The organism is Staphylococcus caprae (assembly GCF_003966625.1).
Classification (GTDB): domain Bacteria; phylum Bacillota; class Bacilli; order Staphylococcales; family Staphylococcaceae; genus Staphylococcus; species Staphylococcus caprae.
Genome location: NZ_AP018587.1, coordinates 362,561 through 383,125 on the forward strand (window position 1 = coordinate 362,561; position 20,565 = coordinate 383,125).

A 20,565-nucleotide genomic window follows, 5' to 3' on the forward strand; every position below is an offset into this window, starting at 1 on the left:
AAAATAAATAACTTAAAAAGGAGGAATAATAAACATGATTAAACGTACTGGTGAAAAAGTTCTATCCTGGATTGGAAATATTCTCCATCTTTTATACTTAGGTTTTATTGTTTTAATGGTTTCCATGATGGGCAATAAAGATTTTAAAGATGAAATGATTAACAGTAGTCAAAGTTCAAATCCAAACGTATCATCTGATCAACTTAACCAATATTATGGTATGTTATCAAGTATGGGGACAGGTTTTATTATATTTTTAATTGCATTATTGATTCTTGCAATTATAGGTACGATTTTAATTAGTAAAAAACCTAAAGTTGCAGGTATTTTACTCATCATTGCAGGTATAATAGGTATATTTACAAGCTTTATCGCAGGAATTCTATGGCTTATTGCAGGTATCATGTTATTAGCACGTAAACCTAAAGATGATATCTATAATCATAATGGTGACTATGCAAATAACGAATATCAAAGTAACAACAATCATGAACGCTATGAAAACGGCGATCAACAAGTAAACGAGAAAAACAATTCATTTATTTTATCTGAAGAAGACAAGAAAAATGAACAACAAGACATTAAAGAACACTATTCAAATGATAGCCACAATGACACTCAAAACGTTAATGAGAATAGAGACAACCATGCCAACCATCAAGACAACAATCATCAAGACTTAAACGCTAATACGCATAAAGATAACGATTTTATTGATAAAGAAGAACAACTTCGCAAAGATAAAAAAGAAGAAGATCCTTTTAAATATTAAACAGCTACAAATACTAGTTTAATATTAATGTTCAATATCGACCTGACACTCAAGTTGGGTCGATTTTTTACGCAATTCAGATGCATTACGAACGAGTTTCTTCCTATTATATAATATAAATTTTCAAACTGATTTGTATATGAAAATGAAATTTACATACAACTATTGAAAATATTAATGAATTAGTCTAGAATTCTTCAATGCGCACAATTCAATGCGTATATGAAAATGAAGTTTTAAAAATAATATTTACGTCTATATATATCTTGCGTGCAAAGTTCAACTTAAAATTTGAGGGAGGTTGTTTAAAGAATGAATTGGATATCGATAGTCTTATTCATTCTAGTTGTAGGGGGTATATCATTATATGCCTATCTGCAATCAAGAAAGGTTAAAACAGATAGTTCGGACGGTTACTTTATGGGAGGTAACAGTCTCACAGGATTTACAGTCGCTTCTACGATTATTATGACCAATTTATCTACAGAACAAATTGTAGGACAAAATGGTCAAAGTTATGCACAAGGCATGGAAGTAATGGCTTGGGAGGTCACTGCAGCTGTCGCAGTTGTATTACTTGCATGGGTGTTTCTACCTAAATATCTACAATATGGTGTAAGCACAATTTCAGAATTCCTAGAACTGAGATATGATACATTCACTAAACGATTTGTATCCATCTTATTTATCTTCACGTATGTAGTTTCCTTTTTACCTGTAGTACTTTACTCAGGGTCACTCGTTTTCAACAAAATGTTTAACGTCGACAAATATTTAGGTGTGAGCAGTACTACTGCAGTCATTATTATTTCTTCAGTTATCGGTATCGTAGGGATTCTCTATCTCTTCGTTGGCGGTTTATCATTGAGTGCATTTAGTGATTCAATTTATGGAATGGCGCTCATTGTTGGCGGTCTTGCGATTACAATTCTTGGATTAGGCCACCTAGGTGACGGTAATTTCTTACACGGTTTCGATAAAATGGTCCAAAACACACCTGAGAAATTGAACGGTTTCGGTAAGATAGATTCCGATATCGTGCCATGGCCAACACTTTTCTTTGGTATGTTCTTCAATAACTTATTCTTTTGGTGCGCTAACCAAATGATTGTACAAAAAGCACTCGCCGCTAAAAACTTAAAAGAATCACAAAAAGGTGCAATTTACTTAAGTTTATTCAAGGTATTCGGTCCTTTATTTACTGTGTTACCAGGTGTGGTAGCGTATAACTATTTCAATGGTAGTATCAAAACTTCAGATAACGCGTATCCTGCACTTGTCAGTTCCGTTCTACCTGATTGGGCGTTCGGCTTATTTGGTGCGGTGATTTTCGGTGCGATTTTAAGTTCATTCGTAGGTTCTCTAAATAGTACAACAACGTTATTGACGTTAGATTTCTATAAACCTATTTTCGGGAAAAATAAATCCGACAAACACATCGCACGTGTAGGTCATATTGCTACTGTTGTCATTGGGGCAATTGTAGTAGGACTTGCGCCTGTCATTTCATTATTCCCAAGTGGATTATACGCAGTTGTACAACAATTTAATGGTGTATACAGTATGCCAGTTTTAGTACTTATTTTAGTAGCCTTTTTCTCTAAACAAACTTCAAAATTAGGTGCTAAAGTGGCACTTGCAACACACATTGTACTATATGCAATAGTCAGTCTCGTATTTACGCAAATCAACTATCTCTACACGTTTAGCGTATTATTCTTTGTAGATTTAGCTATTGTATTAATTTTCAATAAGATTAAACCGTCAAGTGAGTACGACTTGAAGTCACGTAAAGCAGTTGTTGATACAACACCATGGAAATATCGTTATATTGCAGGTACTATCATTCTTTTACTCGTTGTATTAAGTTATGTTATCTTTTCACCACTCGTACTTGCGAAATAAATGTTACATTTGGAATTTGATAAATGAATGAACACAAGTGTGCGTTGAAACCCGTATCAATCGGCGTAGACGTACACTTTAGTTATATTAAATTTAATTTTCCTGAAAATGAAAACGAAAGGAGGGTCAATGGTATATGCATACAGTAGGCATCATACCGTCACCCGGTGTTGCGCATGAACATGCGAAGAAAATAATACCAAGAGTAAAGAAACTACTCACTGAACGTATTGACGGGGACAATCACTGGAACTTTGATATTAAAGTAGATTTGATGATTGGTTCAGCGGAGGATGTGCATGAAAGTGTTGATAAAGCTGCAAAACTCAAAGAGCAACATCAATGGGATTATGTCATTTGTTTAACAGATTTACCAAGTATTTCTGATAATAAAGTCGTTATTAGTGATTATAATAGTGAGAAACAAGTGGCAATGTTATCTTTGCCATCACTTGGCGTTATTGATTTAAAACGTAAATTGATCAAAACGGTAACTTCTTTGATTGAACAACTTTATTATGAAAAACCAAAAAGTAAAAATGCGCCTCATCCATTTGTACGTATGAAAGCAGTTGAACCTGAAGAAGATGAATCATCTAAAGAGCGCTATATTAATACGTTGTTTATTATGAGTTGGATACAGCTCGTTGCGGGTTTGACACGTGCAAATCAACCGTGGAAGAATATATTTAACTTTAAGAAGATTATATCTGTAGCGTTTGCGACAGGAACTTATATTTCTATCTTCTCCATGCCATGGGAGTTAAGTGTCATCTATTCACCATTCAGATTAATATTACTGATGGTCATTGCCATAATAGGAATGGCAGGCTGGCTCTTCTATGCGCATCAGCTATTGGAGAGAAAGACTGCAAAGTCGCAACGTGTGTACCGTTATATTTATAATTCAACGACACTCGTCACTTTAAGTATGATTACACTTATCAATTATTTCATTTTATATATCTTACTAGCGATTAGTATTACATTATTTGTACCCGTCGATTTATTCAATAGTTGGACAAGCGCTAAAGCGCAGTTCACATTTACGAATTATCTGCGATTGATTTGGTTTGTCGCATCATTAGGTTTATTAGCAGGTGCTATGGGTTCCACAGTTGAAAATGAAGAAAAAATACGTCGTATTACGTACTCTTATCGACAATATCATCGTTATAAAGAAGCAGAACAAGAACAAGAGCAACAAGAGGAATCTCAAGATGTTTCTCATCAAAAAGTGGAACAACAAGCATCTAGTAATGAAAATAAAGATGAGCAATATGAAGGCAAAAAACAAGGACACAGAGAGGAGGATGAGTCATGACAGAAACAGAAAAAATAACAATTGGTCTTGTTGTAGCACCTGGTGTCACAGAACGGTTAGGTGAAAGTTTAATCCAAGAACTACCAGACGTACTTTCCGAACAGTACAACAATAAGAAGGAATGGACGATTGATTTAGTCACTGATCCATTAACTGGTTTCGCAGAATCTGTAGATGAAATTTTCAAGAAAGTTGCAGATTATCATGATAAACGTCAATGGGATTACGTTATTTCCATCACAGATTTGCCGATGTTTGCTGAACATCAAGTGATGGCATTGGATATTAATATGTACAACGGCGCTGCTATCTTTTCATATCCTGCATTTGGATGGCGACCTGTGAAGAAAAGATTTAAACAAGCAATAGTAAGCATCATTCAAGAATTACACGAAGCGGAAAATGTAGATCGTAATTATGATGATAATAACAATATTGAAACTTCTGTTAGTAGACAATTTCCTCTCTCGAAAATTAGTAAAACAAAAGTATATTTAGAAGAGACAGACTCTTACCATTTAAGATATTTATCTGATTCACGTTCTAGAGGTATGTTTAGACTTGTCAGTGGGATGACTTTCGCGAACAATCCATTAAACATGATGGCAAGTTTAAGTAATATCGTAGCAATTGCCTTTACAACTGGCGCATTTGGTTTAGTGTTTACGACAATGTGGCAAATGGCAAATAGTTTCTCAATGTGGCGTTTATTTGGTATTTCAATTATAGCGATTATCGGCATGCTTATTTGGATTATGATGTCACACAATTTATGGGAATCTATCAAAGAGAGCAACAATAAACGCATTACTTGGCTATATAATGCAACAACAGTCATGACTCTAGTCATCGCAATTATCATCTACTATATTATTCTTTACTTGTTATTCTTAATTGCCGAACTTGTATTACTACCAGCTGATTTCCTCGGTCAACAAGTAAGTCTCAAAGGTCCCGCTGGTCCAGACCTTTATCTAAGTATTCCTTGGTTTGCAGCTTCCATTTCAACTGTTGCAGGTGCCATTGGTGCAGGTCTTTTAAATGACCAATTAATTAAAGAAAGTACCTATGGTTATCGACAACGCATTCGCTATGAAGATAATTATGATGAAAAATAAATAGAAAAAATTTCATACTTATTTGAAGTATGATAAAAAGGGTCTGAATGCGAATGATGAGGTACAAATGTTGGCTGAGACGACACGGTAATGATCAAACAATACGAAGTAATTTGAAAAAATAACCACTCCAAAAAAGTTTGGAGTGGTTATTTTTATATGTATAAATATTTTAATGACTGATATTGAAGTATAACTTTTACATTTAAATAGGAGAAGTAAGGTAAATAAGAGTAATTTAAACTATTAAGAGTATAGATTTTCTATAAAAAATAATTTAAAATATTGTGTAACAACTTATTTTAAAGAGAAAATGAAAGTAGGGTTGGTTATGCAATGTTCAAATTGTGGAGGAGTCATTCAAAAGGATGATAAATTTTGTGCCCATTGTGGAAGTAAAACTGAGGGGCATGGGGAGAATCATTCTGAAAATAATTTAGAAAGAAAGTGTCCAGCATGTTCTGAAGTTGTCGGGGAGAATGATCAATTTTGCATGAATTGTGGTAGTCCGATTGAAAAGTCAGAAACACAAATAAATTCGAGTATAGTTGCAACAAATTATTCAAACACAAATAATCACATTGAGAAAGAAGCAACCGAGAGTATTAATTTTACTGAGGAAGCTAAAAATTTATTTAATAGTACAACGAAATCTATAGGGAAATTAGCTGGAAATGATGAAAGCTTAAAATTAAACTTGAGAGACATGTTCTCTGAAGTTTTTAAACATCACAATAAACATGATTCAGACGAAGTATTCATTGCAGGTACACGAAACACAACGCCTCATATAAGTGAAGTTTCGGAAGAATGGAGTAAGCCATGGGTATTTTCTAGAGTGTTTATAGCTTTGGCTATTACTTTCGGTGTGTTATGGGTGTTAACTAATGTTCTTGGAAATGAGAACAGTATTCCAGGGATGATATTTATAGGTGCTTTAACAGTTCCTATTTCCGGTTTGATTTTCTTTTTTGAATCTAATGCATTTAAAAATATCAGCATTTTTGATGTTATGAAAATGTTCTTTATTGGTGGAGTCTTTTCTTTAATCAGTACAATTATATTGTATAATTTTGTTACGTTTAGTGACGAATTTCAATTTTATGGCATCATGACGATTAGAGACGCATTTTTAGTTGGTTTAATTGAAGAAATTGGGAAAGCTATTATAGTAATTTTATTTATCAATTATTTAAAAACAAATAAAATTTTAAATGGTTTATTAGTAGGCGCTTCTATAGGAGCGGGATTTGCAGTGTTTGAGACAGCTGGTTACATACTTAATTCAGGGTTGCAATCTGTAGATAGTTTAAGTGCGATGACTGATGTCATTGTCTTAAGAGGATGGTCATCTTTAGGGGGACACTTAGTGTGGGCTGCTATCGTTGGTGCTGCAGTTGTTATAGCTAAAGGAGAACGTCAATTTGAGTGGAGCAATATATTAGATAAACGTTTCTTGTTCTTCTTTTTTGCCTCAGTAATTTTACATTGTATTTGGGATACAGATATTACCATTTTAGGAAGCATGAATCTTAAAATGATCTTATTAATTATTATTGCTTGGTTACTCGTATTTATTTTAATGAAATCAGGTTTAACTCAAGTAAATAAACTTAGGGAAGCGTATTTTTTAACGGAAAAGAGTGAAGCGTAATGAAATATTGTCCAAATTGCGGAAATCAATTGAAAGAGGGACAATCATTCTGTAATAAATGTGGAACGCATATTAAACAATCGAATCAAAATCATTCACCTCAATCGAATGGTAATCATCGAAATTATCAACTATATCAACAGAAAGAAGAGAAGAAACCCACAGTGTGGATTGTGTTGTTATCTATCATCTTTGTTTTATTAATTGCCGCAGTTCTGTATGGTGGGTATTACGCCTATAATCATTATGTTAAGAATGATGATACAGAAGCAGAATCAACACAAACGACTCAAACGGATTCGAATGATTCGCAAAGTAAAAGTGATTCAACTTCCAAAGGTCCTCGCATTGATATCTTTAGTAGCGATTTTGATAAAAATTATATGAAATCTGCTTCGACACGTGGATATCACGGTATATACAAAGGTATGACACGTAAAGAAGTAGAAGATAAATTTGGTAAATCTAATGGAAATGTAGAGGGTTCAAATTATAATTATGAAACATATGGCAACTTGGCAGTGGCTTATGAAAATGATGAAGTTGTTCAAGTTGGTATAGCACCAAGTAATGTGTCGGAAGATCAATTTATCCAAACATACAACGAACCAGATGAAAGAAAAACCAACCAATTAATTTATGACAGTAATAAAGATAATGATTTCTCAGTATTAGTTAACACTAAAGATGGGAAAGTCTCTGTTATCGAAAATGTTGATCAAATATAACTTTTAATCAGTATTGATGCGATGGCTGAGAGGAGCAGTATCATTCGAAGAGTAAAAGTTGCAAAGAGTTGCGAAAGCAACTCTTTTTTTATTTGGCATACAATTATGCAGAATTTTTGATTTGCATTACACAATGTAATAGAATGCAATCAATCGTGTACGATTGAAAAGAGGTGAATGTGTGAATCAACAATACAGAGGACTTGCGAATCAACTATGTTTTTCCGCATATAATGTAAGTCGCTTATTTGCACAATTTTACGAAAAAGAACTTAAACAGTTCGGTTTAACCTATTCACAATATCTCGTGTTATTAGTTTTATGGGAAAATGATGAACAACCACTGAATGTCATTGGGCAACAATTAGATTTATCTAGTAACACGTTGACACCACTATTAAAAAGACTCGAACAAGCAGGATGGGTTAAAAGAGAACGCGCGCAAGAGGATAAAAGACAATTAATTGTCTCGCTTACTCACAAAGGTCATCAACAACAAGATGCTGTATTCGCAGCCATATCTCGTTGTTTACCAAAAGAGTTTAATATAGATGAATATGATGAAACCAAACGAGTATTCGACGAACTAGAACACACACTCAAAGCACTCATACAAAAATAAGTAAAGGATGAGGAAAATGAAAAAATATGACGTTGTATTTCTAGGAAGTGGACACGCAGCATGGCATGCCGCATTAACTTTAAAACAATTTGGTAAATCTGTTGCGATTGTTGAGAAAGATACAATTGCTGGAACATGCACTAACTATGGCTGTAATGCCAAAATTTTACTTGAAGGGCCATACGAAGTCTTAGAAGAAGCGGAGCAATATTCAAATATCATTAACACTCAAAACCTCGCCGTGAATTGGCAAAATTTAATGGATTATAAAAAAGAAGTGATTCACCCGATGTCAGGCAGCCTTAAATCAATGTTTGAACAACAAGGCATTGATGTCATTATGGGAAAAGGTAAAATTGTGGATGAATATACCATCGATGTAGAAGGTAATCAAATCCAAGCAGATTTCATAGTGGTTGCTACAGGTCAGCACAGTAATAAATTAGATATTGATGGGAAAGAACTCACGTATGATAGTCGTGATTTCTTATCAATGGAATCTCTACCCCAAAGTATAACTTTTATTGGAGCGGGTATCATAAGTATAGAATTCGCATCTATCATGATTAAATCAGGTGTTGAAGTTAATGTGATTCATCATTCAAATGAACCTTTAAAAGGCTTTAACACATCTCATGTAAATAAATTAATTGAAAAACTAAAATCAGAAGGCGTACAATTTTATTTCAATGAAAATACTCAATCAGTTAAAAAAGACGGACAACATTTTGTTGTGACGACTGAATCTGGGTTATCTATTGAAACAGAGTACGTACTAGATGCGACAGGAAGAAAACCAAACGTGCAAGAGATTGGTTTAGAAAATGTAAACATTGAATTTAGCGATAAAGGTATAAAAGTCGATGATTATTTAAGAACAAATGTGAAAAACATATATGCAAGTGGCGATGTAATTGACAAGACGATTCCTAAACTAACTCCAACTGCAACATTTGAATCTAATTATATCGCTGCGCATATTCTTGGATTAGATCAGAATGCAATTCAATATCCAGCAATTCCTTCAGTATTATATTCATTGCCAAGATTGTCTCAAATTGGTGTCACAGTAAGTGAGGCTCAAAAGAGTGATGACTATACTGTTAAAGATATTCCGTTTGGTAAACAGATGGTGTTTGAATATAAAAATGAAACTGAAGCAGAAATGTCTATAGTATTAGATCGTCATCAACGATTAGTCGGTGCAGAAATTTATAGTAATGATGCAAACGATTTAGTCAATCTATTAGTATTTATTATTAATAAACAAATGACAGCTCAAGAATTAAATCAAAATATTTTTGCTTTCCCTGGAGCATCTAGTGGCGTTATTGATTTATTAAAATTCGCAATGATGTAGAGGTGTATCTCAATGAGTAAGGATGTTTATGATATAGAAGTTGAAAATTATGATGGTTCTACCTACTTTTTAGAAAAATATAAAGGAAAAGTTCTAATTATTGTAAATACCGCAACTAATTGCGCATTAAGTGATCAATTTGAAGGACTAGAAACGTTATATCAACATTATAAAGAAGAGGGCTTAGTCATTCTAAGCTTTCCATGCAACAACTTTGACAACCAAGAACCGGGGTCGATAGAGGAAATATACGACACGTATCGACAACAGTTTGGTATCACATTTCCAATTCATTCAAAGACTGATGTGAATGGAGAAAATGAACATCCTTTATATACTTTATTGAAACGTGAAAAACCAGGATTATTTGGTTCACCAATCAAATGGAATTTCACTAAATTTATCATTGATAGAAATGGTAAAGTTGTAGGAAAATATTTACCATTTGATAAGCCAGAAGAAATGGAAGCACACATCAAAGAATTATTAAATGAATCCAAAGATTAATGATAAGTTTCCTTCAAAGTCGTTCTAAATTGAATGACGCTTTGAGGGAAATTTTTTTATTTATTTTCTAAAAATTAATCATGAATATTTACACTCTCATCTTGACTTTCAATATAAAAGTAGTTAAAGTATAAAACATAATTATTCTGACAATTCAGATAGGAATTAACATAATTGAATAAATTTATGAACAAGGGGGTACCATAAATTGATTTCAGTCGATAAGATTACTTATCAAAGTTTTACGGGCGATCCATTTATTAACGCTATCAATACTGACGATGAAACAAAGGGCGCTTATCAAATATTAAATTGGGCGTACAAAACATATGGTGACGACATTGTTTATTCTTGTAGTTTCGGTGCAGAGAGTATGGTACTCATCGATTTAATTTCTCAAATTAAACCAGATGCTCAAATCGTTTTTCTAGATACTGATCTACATTTTCAAGAAACCTATGATTTAATCGATAGAGTGAGAGACAAATATCCACAACTTCGCATTAAAATGAAGAAACCAGAACTTACATTAGAAGAGCAAGCTGAAAAATATAATCCGGCCTTATGGAAGAACAATCCAAACCAATGCTGTTACATCAGAAAGATAAAGCCACTTGAAGAGGTATTAACTGGAGCTGTAGCTTGGGTTTCTGGATTAAGACGTGCTCAATCACCAACACGTGCTAGCACAGATTTTATTAATAAAGATGAACGTTTTAAATCAGTTAAAGTATGTCCGTTAATTTATTGGACAGAAGACGAGGTTTGGGACTACATCAAGAGTAATGACTTACCTTACAATGAATTACATGATCAGCATTATCCTAGTATCGGCTGTATTCCATGCACTGCGCCTGTATTTGACTCGAATGATTCACGTGCTGGAAGATGGTCTAACTTCGAGAAAACAGAATGCGGATTACATGTTGCTGACAAACCATAAAGGTAAATAAAATTTTTTACAATTAAAACCTAGTATTCCGATAAGGTATAAAGAATAGGTTGCATTTTGACTATGTGAGTATGATGTTTGAAATGATATACGAAGAACATTCTCGGTGGCTCATGTATACTCATTGTCCGACAAAATGCTTTATTTTCTTTGTTTTACTGTAGAGAATATTTGGTACATACTAGAATTGACGATATTGCAAATTCATTTTCAAATATAGAGTAAACAAAATATCGGGATATTATAGATAAGAGGTGTATATGATTGAACTTAAGTGTCACTAATAGTCCCTTTACTGAAGGGCAAGCATCACAGATTAATGAATTACTCCAAACCTTAACACCAGACCAAAAAGTATGGTTGAGTGGCTACCTTATAGCAAATCAACAATCGAATGTTGCAAATGGAGAAACCTCTCTTAATGGTACAACTTCTTCAACACCATCCGTAGAACAGAAAACGGAAGAGATGTTGCAAGAGAAAGAGCCTGAAGTTATACCACAGAAACGTTCGATTACCATTCTTTATGGATCTGAAACAGGTAATGCACAAGGATTAGCAGAAATATTTGAAGAACGTTTATCAGATATTGGAAACGAAGTCACGCTCAAGTCTATGGATGATTTCAAACCGAAAGATCTTAAAAAAGTTGAAGACCTATTTATCGTTACAGCAACGCATGGTGAAGGTGATCCACCAGATAACGCAGTTGAACTACATGAATATATTCATGGTCGTAAAGCGCCTAAATTAGATGGTGTGCGATTCTCAGTGTTAGCTTTAGGTGACCAGACATATGAATTCTTCTGTCAAACAGGTAAGGATTTCGATAATCGCCTTGCAGAACTTGGTGCGGAAAGAATTTATGACCGCGTCGACTGTGATGTGGATTATGATGAAGACGCTGAAAAGTGGATGGCAAATGTCATCAATGCCATAGATTCTACGCCAGCTGATACAGATAGTGAACAAGTGGTGAGTGAATCAATAAAGTCCGCAAAGGAGAAGAAATACTCTAAGTCCAATCCTTATGATGCTGAAGTTTTGACGAATATTAATTTAAACGGTCGAGGTTCGAATAAAGAAACAAGACATGTTGAATTACTACTTGATAATTTTGGTGAAGAATACGAACCGGGCGACTGTCTGGTGGTCTTACCTCAAAACGACCCAGCACTTGTTGATTTATTAATCAGTACATTAGGTTGGAGTCCAGATACTCAAGTATTAATCAATGATGATGGAGACACACTTAATCTTGAAGAAGCATTAACATCACACTTTGAAATTACGAAATTAACGAAACCGTTAATAGAGAATGCGACCACTTTCTTCGACAATGAAGAACTATCTGAGAAAGTTCAAGATAAAGCGTGGATTCAAAATTATATCGAAGGACGCGACTTAATCGATTTATTAAATGACTTTGCTACAACGGATTTACAGCCGGAAAATATGTATCAATTATTGAGAAAGTTACCACCTAGAGAATATTCAATATCTAGTAGTTATAAGGCAACGCCTGATGAAGTGCACATTACTGTAGGAGCTGTCAGATACAATGCGCATGGTCGAGATCGTACAGGGGTATGCTCAGTCCAATTTGCTGAGAGAATTCAAGAAGGAGACACAGTGCCAATTTACTTGAAACGTAATCCGAACTTTAAATTCCCTCAAAATGAAGAAACACCAGTTATTATGATTGGTCCTGGTACAGGCGTAGCACCTTTTAGATCTTACATGCAAGAACGTGAAGAACTAGGATTTAAAGGTAATACATGGTTATTCTTCGGTGAACAACACTTTACAACTGATTTCTTGTACCAAACAGAATGGCAAGAATGGTTAAACGATGGAACACTATCTAAGTTGGATGTGGCATTTTCAAGAGATACAGACCAAAAAGTGTATGTGCAACATAAGATTGCTGAAAATAGTGAACAATTTAATCAATGGATTGAGAATGGCGGTGCAATCTACGTTTGTGGTGATGAAAGTAAAATGGCTAAAGATGTTCACTTAGCAATTAGAGAAGTATTAATGAAAGAACAAAACTTATCTGAAGAAGATGCAGAAGAATATTTAAAACAATTGAAACGAGATAAGAGATATCAACGAGACGTGTATTAATTGAAAGGATGGGGGATACATGGCTAAAACAAATAAGCAAATTTCAGAAGAACTTGGTAACAATCTTGATGAAATGGAATATTTAAAAGCCGATAGTGACTTTCTACGTGGCACAATTGAACAAAGTCTTGCTAATCCTATTACGGGCGCAATTTCACAGGATGATGCGAAACTATTAAAGTTCCACGGAAGTTACATGCAAGATGATAGAGACTTAAGAGATGAACGACGTAAACAAAAATTAGAACCAGCATATAGTTTTATGATTCGTGTGCGCGTTCCCGGGGGTAAAGCGACACCAGATCAATGGATAGCAATGGATGAAATTTCAAACAACCATGCCAATCATACGATTAAATTAACGACGAGACAGGCATTCCAATTCCATGGCATTCTCAAACGTAATTTAAAACAATCAATGAAAGAAATTAATAACGCTGTGCTAGATTCTATCGCTGCATGTGGTGATGTGAATCGTAATACTATGTGTAATCCGAATCCCTATCAATCTCAAGTGCATAAGGAAGTGAATGATTACGCCACTCATATAAGTAATCATCTATTACCTCGTACGGGCGCGTATCATGAAATTTGGCTAGACGGTGAGAAAGTTTTAGATTCTAGTGTGGAAAAGGAACCGATATACGGCAGTACGTATCTACCACGTAAATTCAAAATCGGTATTGCGGTACCACCTTCAAATGATATCGACGTGTATTCTCAAGATATTGGATTAATCGCTATCGTGGATAATGGCGAATTAGTTGGGTTCAATGTCACTGTTGGTGGGGGCATGGGTATGACGCATGGTAATACAAACACATACCCTCAACTTGGTCGACTGATCGGTTTTATTCCTAAAGAGAGTGCTGTAGAGGTCTGCGAAAAATTACTTACGATTCAACGTGATTATGGTAATCGTGAAAATCGTAAAAACGCACGTTTCAAATATACTGTTGATCGATTAGGAGAACAGTGGGTTAAAGAAGAATTGAATCGTCGTTTAGGATGGAAGATTGAAGAGGCACGAGATTTTGAATTTGAACATAACGGTGACCGTTTAGGTTGGATTGAAGGGAACGGTAATTGGAATTTTACTTTATTTATCCAAAATGGCCGTGTCAAAGATACTGAAGATTATCAATTGAAAACAGCATTAAGAGAAATAGCTGAAATTCATACAGGAGACTTCAGACTATCACCTAACCAAAACTTAGTCATCGCCAATGTAACACCAGAGAAAAAAGATGAAATTCAAGCCATTATTGATAAATATAGCTTGACTGATGGCAAGAACTATACTGGATTACGTAGGAATTCTATGGCATGTGTAGCCTTCCCAACTTGTGGGTTAGCGATGGCAGAATCTGAAAGATATTTACCATCACTTATTTCTAAGATAGAAGACTTATTAGACGAAGCGGGTGTACAAGACGATGAAATCACAATCCGTATGACAGGTTGTCCAAACGGTTGTGCGCGTCCAGCGCTTGCAGAAGTTGCATTTATCGGAAAAGCTCCAGGTAAATACAATATGTATTTAGGCGGGGGCTTCAAAGGCGAACGTCTTAATAAATTGTATAAAGAAAATATTGATGAAAATGAAATTCTAAATAGTTTACGTCCATTATTGATAAGTTACGGAAAAGAGCGCTTAGACGGCGAACACTTTGGTGACTTCGTTATCCGTTCAGGTGTCGTAGCGAAAGTTCACGATGGTCGAGACTTCCATAGCTAATCAAAAGGGGGAGTGATTGATATGGGCAAGGTATTTCTAGTTGGCGCAGGCCCTGGTGATCCTGATTTATTAACGATTAAAGGGTTAAAAGCCATCAAAGAAGCTGACGTTATACTTTACGATCGTCTTGTTAACAAGAAAATTTTAGAATTTGCGTCACCCTCGACCAAATTCTTCTACTGTGGTAAGGACCCTAACAGGTATGCTTTACCTCAAGAAGAGACGAATAAAATGATGGTCGCTTTAGCTAAAAAAGGGCATACAGTTACACGCTTAAAAGGTGGCGATCCTTTTGTCTTTGGCAGAGGCGGCGAGGAAGCAGAAGAGCTAGCAAATTACAATATTCCTTTCGAAGTTGTGCCAGGCATTACCTCTGGCATTGCAGCACCTGCATATGCAGGCATTCCTGTTACGCATCGTGACTTTAGTTCGTCAGTGGCGTTCGTAACTGCAGTGAATAAAACAGGAATGACTAAAGAACAATATTGGGAACACCTAGCTAATGGACCTGAAACTTTATGTGTGTATATGGGAGTGAAACGACTTCCTGAAATCTGTCAATTATTGATTAAACACGGTCGTTCAATTGATACACCTGTAGCACTTGTTCATATGGGAACATCAGAACAACAAATAACAGTTACAGGTACATTAAGTACTATTGTAGAGAAGTCACACCAAATTAAAAATCCAGCTATCATTATAGTTGGCGATGTTGTTCATATGAGAGAGAAGATTAATTGGTTTAGAGAACAAGCAGATCAAGCTGAAATGTCACTGAGTTTATCGACAAAGTAACATCTGAATCGTATGGTGATTTAAATCAATCCTTTGTTGTTTTAATATTAATTTTCAGAAAATGAAGAAAAATAGTAAGATGAATACTATAAACTTTCAGGAGGGCTTTAACGTGAATATGCCATTAATGTTGGATTTAACAGATAAGAAAGTCGTAATTGTGGGCGGGGGTAAAATCGCCACGAGACGCGTTCAAACATTATTAGATTATACGACATTGATTCACGTGGTAAGTCCAACCTTAACTGAGACCATTGAACAACTGGTTAAAACAAAATGTATCACATATTCGAATAAGTGCTTTGAACCACAAGATATTGATGATGCAGACTTTGTGATAGCAGCCACTAATGATCAGAAGATAAATGAAGAGGTGATGCACGCATTACCTCGACATGCATTATTTAATCATGCGGGACAAGCCGAATTAGGTAATGTAACGTTTCCCAATATCTTTAAAAGAAACCGATTAACGATTGGCGTTTCTACTGAAGGGGCAAGCCCGAAATTAGGCCAACGTATTATCAAAAATTTAGAACATACATACACCGAAGATTACGCGGATTACGTTCAATTTTTATATGAAAGTAGACAATACATTAAAGCACTCAGAATAGAGCCATCTGATAAACAAGCGTTACTTGAACAAATTTTATCAGAAAAATATTTAGATGAGACTAAGCAACATGAATTCATCCGATGGCTTAAATCACAAGTCAAATGAAGAATGGGGGCGTATAATATATGCGCAAAGTATTAATATTCGCAATTGCAGGCTTCTTAGCTCAACTTGTAGATGGGTCACTCGGCATGGGATTCGGTGCATCGTCGTCATCTATACTATTAACTTACGGCATCGCACCAGCAGTTGTTTCTGCTACGGTTCATTTTTCAGAAATTGCAACTACTGCAGCTTCAGGAACATCTCACTGGAAATTCGAAAATGTTCATAAGCCAACGATGTTAAAGCTTGCGATACCTGGTTCTATTTCCGCATTTATTGGAGCGGGTGTTTTAACATTTATTCATGGTGATTATATTAAACCGTTCATTGCATTATTTTTATTAAGTATGGGGTTCTACATTTTATATCAGTTCCTATTTAAAAGAACACATGAACATCATACACATGTTGGAGATTTAAGTAGTTTCAAAGTTATTCCACAAGGCGCGATCGCTGGGTTTTTAGATGCTATAGGTGGTGGCGGCTGGGGACCAGTCAATACGCCACTTTTGCTCTCAAGTAAGAAGATTCAACCACGTTATGCGATTGGTACAGTCTCAGCGAGTGAATTTTTTGTCACGTCTTCTGCTGCATTAAGCTTTATTATATTTTTAGGTTTAACGCAAATTAATTGGTTTGCTGTCATTGCGCTTAGTGTTGGTGGAATGATTGCAGCTCCGATTTCTGCTTATTTAGTTAAAATTTTACCTATAAATATTTTAGCTATTTGTGTTGGTGGTTTAATTATATTCACAAATAGTAATGCATTATTAAGTTATTTCGTTAAAGATGCAACAATTTCAAATACAGTTAGATTTATTATTCTTGCGTCAATCATTGTTCTACTCATTGTTCAGATGGTTCGAAACAAGTTATTGTCTTTTTCTTACAAGAAAAGCCGAGTAAACAAATATAATTAATTGGATAAAGGGGTTATGAAACGATGTCTAATAATGAAGAAGTAATCAATTATACAATCAAACCACATGGTGGAGAATTAATTAATCGAGTACTCGAAGGTGAAGAAAGAGAACATTTAATCAAAGAAGCTTCATCCTACAAGTCAATCACGTTAAATCCATGGAGTATATCAGATTTAGAGTTGATCGGTATAGGTGGATTTAGTCCCTTAACAGGTTTTATGAACAAAGCGGATTACACGGCAGTGGTTGAAGACACACATTTAGAAAATGGATTAGTTTGGAGTATTCCTATCACACTTCCAGTAACTGAAGAGGAAGCGGATCAGCTAGAAATTGGAGAGCATGTTGCCTTATACGGTGAAGATGGAGAATTATACGGTACTTTAAAATTAGAAGAAAAGTACAAATATGATAAAGAAAAAGAAGCGAAACTTGTATACGGAACAACTGAAGCGGCACATCCAGGTGTGAAAAAGGTATATGAAAAAGGAAATGTTTATTTAGCAGGTCCTATACAATTATTGAATCGTCCTAAACATGATGAATTTTCCGATTATCATTTAGATCCAACTGAGACAAGACAGTTATTTCATGACTTAGGATGGAAAACAGTCGTTGGGTTCCAAACAAGAAATCCTGTTCACCGTGCCCATGAATATATTCAAAAATCAGCGTTAGAAATCGTGGATGGTCTATTATTAAACCCTCTAGTTGGAGAAACAAAATCTGATGACATCCCTGCTGATGTACGTATGGAAAGTTACCAAGCCATTCTTAAGAATTATTTCCCGGAAAATAGAGCGCGTTTAGTGATTTATCCAGCAGCTATGCGTTATGCAGGGCCACGTGAAGCAATACTTCATGCGACAGTACGTAAAAATTACGGATGTACACATTTCATTGTAGGACGTGATCATGCGGGTGTAGGTGATTATTACGGCACATACGAGGCACAAGAACTCATTTCTCAATTTGAAGATGAACTAGATGTTCAAATATTAAAATTTGAACATGCATTTTATTGCGAAACGTGTGGCAATATGGCAACCGCTAAAACATGCCCTCATGATGCATCGCAACATTTGCATCTAAGTGGTACAAAGGTAAGAGAAAAGTTACGTAATGGTGAATCACTACCTCCTGAATTCTCTAGACCAGAAGTTGCTGAAGTGCTTATTAAAGGGTTACAACAAAAATAATAAATAGAGGGGAAAGATAACATGAGTGAATCTAATCATATTACTTGGCATGATTCAGAAGTAACGAAAGAAGAAAGACAAAATCGTAATGGCCATAAAAGCGCAGTGATATGGTTCACTGGATTGTCTGGGTCTGGTAAATCAACCGTATCCGTCGCTCTTGAAAAAGCATTATTCAATGAAGGGAAACAAACATACCGTTTAGATGGGGATAATGTACGTCATGGTTTAAATAAAAATTTAGGTTTTAGCCCTGAAGACCGTACTGAAAATATCCGTCGTATTGGTGAAGTAGCCAAGTTAATGGTAGATGCCGGTTCATTGACTGTTACGGCATTTATTTCTCCTTATAAAGAAGATCGTGATAACGTTCGTGCAATTCTTGAAGACGATGAGTTTATTGAGGTCTATACACAATGTAGCGTTGAAGAATGTGAGAAACGTGACCCTAAGGGATTATATAAGAAAGCACGTGATGGAGAAATACCTGAATTTACAGGAATTAGCGCACCTTACGAAGCTCCAGAACATCCAGAAATTATTCTAGATACGGAAAATGAAACAATTGAAGAATCTGTAGATCGCGTCATCCATTATCTTAAAGCACATCGATATATTTAAAAGGTTGAAACATTCAGTTAGCATGATTGTTTTGAATCGATTTCCATTGAAAACATTGCCATGCATACACTAGTGAGCTATTTAAACTAATACTACTTTTTCATCTTATTATATAATGTTTAACATTGCTGTATTTTGTTAAGAAATAAATGAAGAACAAAAAAGGTAGTGATGAAATGAGTACATTTAGTGAAGAAGAAAAACTACAAATATTGGCAGATATGGTAGAGATTCGAACAGAAAATGATAATGAAATCGAAGTGTGCCAGTATCTACAAAAGTTATTATCAAAGCATGACATTGGTTCAAATATTTTAAAAGTAAACGATAAAAGAGCAAATATCGTAGCTGAAATTGGAAGTGGTTCTCCAGTATTAGCAATAAGTGGTCATATGGATGTTGTGACAAGTGGAGATGAAAATGAATGGACATATCCTCCATTCGAACTCACTGAAAAAGATGGGAAATTGTATGGTAGAGGAACGAGTGATATGAAAGGTGGCCTTGCAGCACTTGTCATTTCACTTATTGAGCTTAAAGAAGAAGATGCTTTAAAAGATGGTACAATACGCTTATTAGCTACAACAGGAGAAGAAAAAGAGCAAGAAGGTGCCAAATTATTTGCTAAAGAAGGGTACATGGACGATGTAGATGGTCTCATCATCGCCGAGCCTACAAAAAGTATGATATTTTACGCACACAAAGGTTCAATGGATTGTAAAGTTTCAGCGAAAGGTAAAACAACGCATAGTTCAGTGCCATTCTTAGGTGATAGTGCGATAGATACGCTTGTTGATTTCGTGAATCAAATGAAAAACAAGTATCAAGATATTAAAAAAGAAGATACAAAACATGAATTAGATGTAGCGCCAATGTTTAATAGCCTTCTTGATGATTCGTTAACTGAGGAACAAGAAAATATTGTATCAGGATTTTCAATGGTTGGTTCCATTATTAATGGTGGAAGTCAGTTTAATTCAGTTCCTGGACATGCCTACATAGAATATAATGTTAGAACTGTACCGGAATATGATAACGAATTTGTGAAGAAGTTATTTAAAGATGTCATCAAAGAAGTAGATGAGGATAGATTAACTTTCGAAGTGCCAAGCGATAATAGTTTGGTAAAAAGTGATAAAGACAACGCGTTAGTCAAATGTATCGCTAACATTGGTCCTGATTATGTAGATGATAAAATGATTGTCAGCGCATTAATCGGTACAACAGACGGTTCTAATTTATTAAAAGATCGCGAAGATGATGTTGATTTTGCAATTTTCGGACCTGGTGTACCACTTGAAGCACATCAAGTAGATGAATATTTAGAAAAAGATACATATCATAACTATATTGATCTATATAAAGATGTGTTTGTGAAATATCTAGAAGATAAAAGTAAATAAGAACAATCATGAAGGCAATGTATTATAGTCATACGTATAGTAAAAAGACGATTAACTCTTAAGAGGTGGAACGTAAGTTTCACCTCT

18 protein-coding genes are annotated in these 20,565 nt (G+C 35.0%); all 18 read left to right on the forward strand.

All coding sequences use genetic code 11. The features are described from left to right. Positions 1-34 precede the first annotated feature (34 nt). Positions 35-772 (forward strand): DUF4064 domain-containing protein, encoded by a 738-nt coding sequence (locus tag JMUB898_RS01570; protein WP_002444541.1) that lies wholly within the window; start codon positions 35-37, stop codon positions 770-772. Between the two features lie 312 nt (positions 773-1,084). Continuing rightward, positions 1,085-2,677, forward strand: coding sequence for a solute:sodium symporter family transporter (locus tag JMUB898_RS01575; protein ID WP_095323339.1), 1,593 nt, complete (start codon positions 1,085-1,087; stop codon positions 2,675-2,677). A 136-nt stretch (positions 2,678-2,813) separates the two neighbouring features. Beyond that, positions 2,814-4,001 (forward strand): hypothetical protein, encoded by a 1,188-nt coding sequence (locus JMUB898_RS01580; RefSeq protein ID WP_002444538.1) that lies wholly within the window; start codon positions 2,814-2,816, stop codon positions 3,999-4,001. Continuing rightward, the gene (locus JMUB898_RS01585) at positions 3,998-5,119 is read left to right on the forward strand and encodes a hypothetical protein (RefSeq protein ID WP_002444536.1); all 1,122 of its coding nucleotides are present in this window, start codon (positions 3,998-4,000) and stop codon (positions 5,117-5,119) included. The genes JMUB898_RS01580 and JMUB898_RS01585 overlap by 4 nt, the downstream gene beginning before the upstream one ends. A 331-nt stretch (positions 5,120-5,450) precedes the next feature. Then, the gene (locus tag JMUB898_RS01590) at positions 5,451-6,773 is read left to right on the forward strand and encodes a PrsW family glutamic-type intramembrane protease (RefSeq protein ID WP_070871928.1); all 1,323 of its coding nucleotides are present in this window, start codon (positions 5,451-5,453) and stop codon (positions 6,771-6,773) included. Beyond that, complete coding sequence (locus JMUB898_RS01595) at positions 6,773-7,501, forward strand: zinc-ribbon domain-containing protein (protein ID WP_002444529.1); 729 nt, start codon at positions 6,773-6,775, stop codon at positions 7,499-7,501. The genes JMUB898_RS01590 and JMUB898_RS01595 overlap by 1 nt, the downstream gene beginning before the upstream one ends. A 181-nt stretch (positions 7,502-7,682) precedes the next feature. After that, on the forward strand, positions 7,683-8,123 hold the full coding sequence (locus JMUB898_RS01600; protein WP_002444528.1) for a MarR family winged helix-turn-helix transcriptional regulator: 441 nt from the start codon (positions 7,683-7,685) through the stop codon (positions 8,121-8,123). Positions 8,124-8,139: 16 nt separating this feature from the next. Then, positions 8,140-9,483, forward strand: coding sequence for a dihydrolipoyl dehydrogenase family protein (locus tag JMUB898_RS01605; protein WP_037541713.1), 1,344 nt, complete (start codon positions 8,140-8,142; stop codon positions 9,481-9,483). Positions 9,484-9,495: 12 nt separating this feature from the next. Continuing rightward, complete coding sequence (locus JMUB898_RS01610) at positions 9,496-9,990, forward strand: glutathione peroxidase (RefSeq protein ID WP_002444524.1); 495 nt, start codon at positions 9,496-9,498, stop codon at positions 9,988-9,990. 211 nt (positions 9,991-10,201) lie between these two features. Then, entirely contained in the window at positions 10,202-10,933 is a 732-nt protein-coding gene (locus JMUB898_RS01615; protein WP_037541813.1) for a phosphoadenylyl-sulfate reductase, read from the forward strand. Positions 10,934-11,206: 273 nt separating this feature from the next. After that, positions 11,207-13,072 (forward strand): assimilatory sulfite reductase (NADPH) flavoprotein subunit, encoded by a 1,866-nt coding sequence (locus tag JMUB898_RS01620; RefSeq protein WP_095323340.1) that lies wholly within the window; start codon positions 11,207-11,209, stop codon positions 13,070-13,072. 19 nt (positions 13,073-13,091) lie between these two features. After that, positions 13,092-14,810, forward strand: a complete 1,719-nt coding sequence (gene cysI, locus JMUB898_RS01625; RefSeq protein WP_002444517.1) for an assimilatory sulfite reductase (NADPH) hemoprotein subunit — start codon at positions 13,092-13,094, stop codon at positions 14,808-14,810. 21 nt (positions 14,811-14,831) lie between these two features. Beyond that, complete coding sequence (gene cobA, locus JMUB898_RS01630) at positions 14,832-15,608, forward strand: uroporphyrinogen-III C-methyltransferase (RefSeq protein ID WP_002444515.1); 777 nt, start codon at positions 14,832-14,834, stop codon at positions 15,606-15,608. 112 nt (positions 15,609-15,720) lie between these two features. Continuing rightward, positions 15,721-16,332: an NAD(P)-binding protein gene (locus JMUB898_RS01635; RefSeq protein ID WP_037541711.1), complete on the forward strand. Its 612-nt coding sequence runs from the start codon at positions 15,721-15,723 to the stop codon at positions 16,330-16,332. Between the two features lie 20 nt (positions 16,333-16,352). Further along, complete coding sequence (locus tag JMUB898_RS01640; protein WP_002444510.1) at positions 16,353-17,252, forward strand: sulfite exporter TauE/SafE family protein; 900 nt, start codon at positions 16,353-16,355, stop codon at positions 17,250-17,252. A gap of 23 nt (positions 17,253-17,275) precedes the next feature. Continuing rightward, entirely contained in the window at positions 17,276-18,454 is a 1,179-nt protein-coding gene (gene sat, locus JMUB898_RS01645) for a sulfate adenylyltransferase (protein ID WP_095323341.1), read from the forward strand. Between the two features lie 21 nt (positions 18,455-18,475). Next, on the forward strand, positions 18,476-19,075 hold the full coding sequence (cysC, locus tag JMUB898_RS01650) for an adenylyl-sulfate kinase (protein WP_002444505.1): 600 nt from the start codon (positions 18,476-18,478) through the stop codon (positions 19,073-19,075). 176 nt (positions 19,076-19,251) lie between these two features. Beyond that, a complete protein-coding gene (locus JMUB898_RS01655; RefSeq protein ID WP_172594629.1) occupies positions 19,252-20,478 on the forward strand; it encodes an ArgE/DapE family deacylase in 1,227 nt (408 codons plus the stop codon). Positions 20,479-20,565 lie beyond the last annotated feature (87 nt).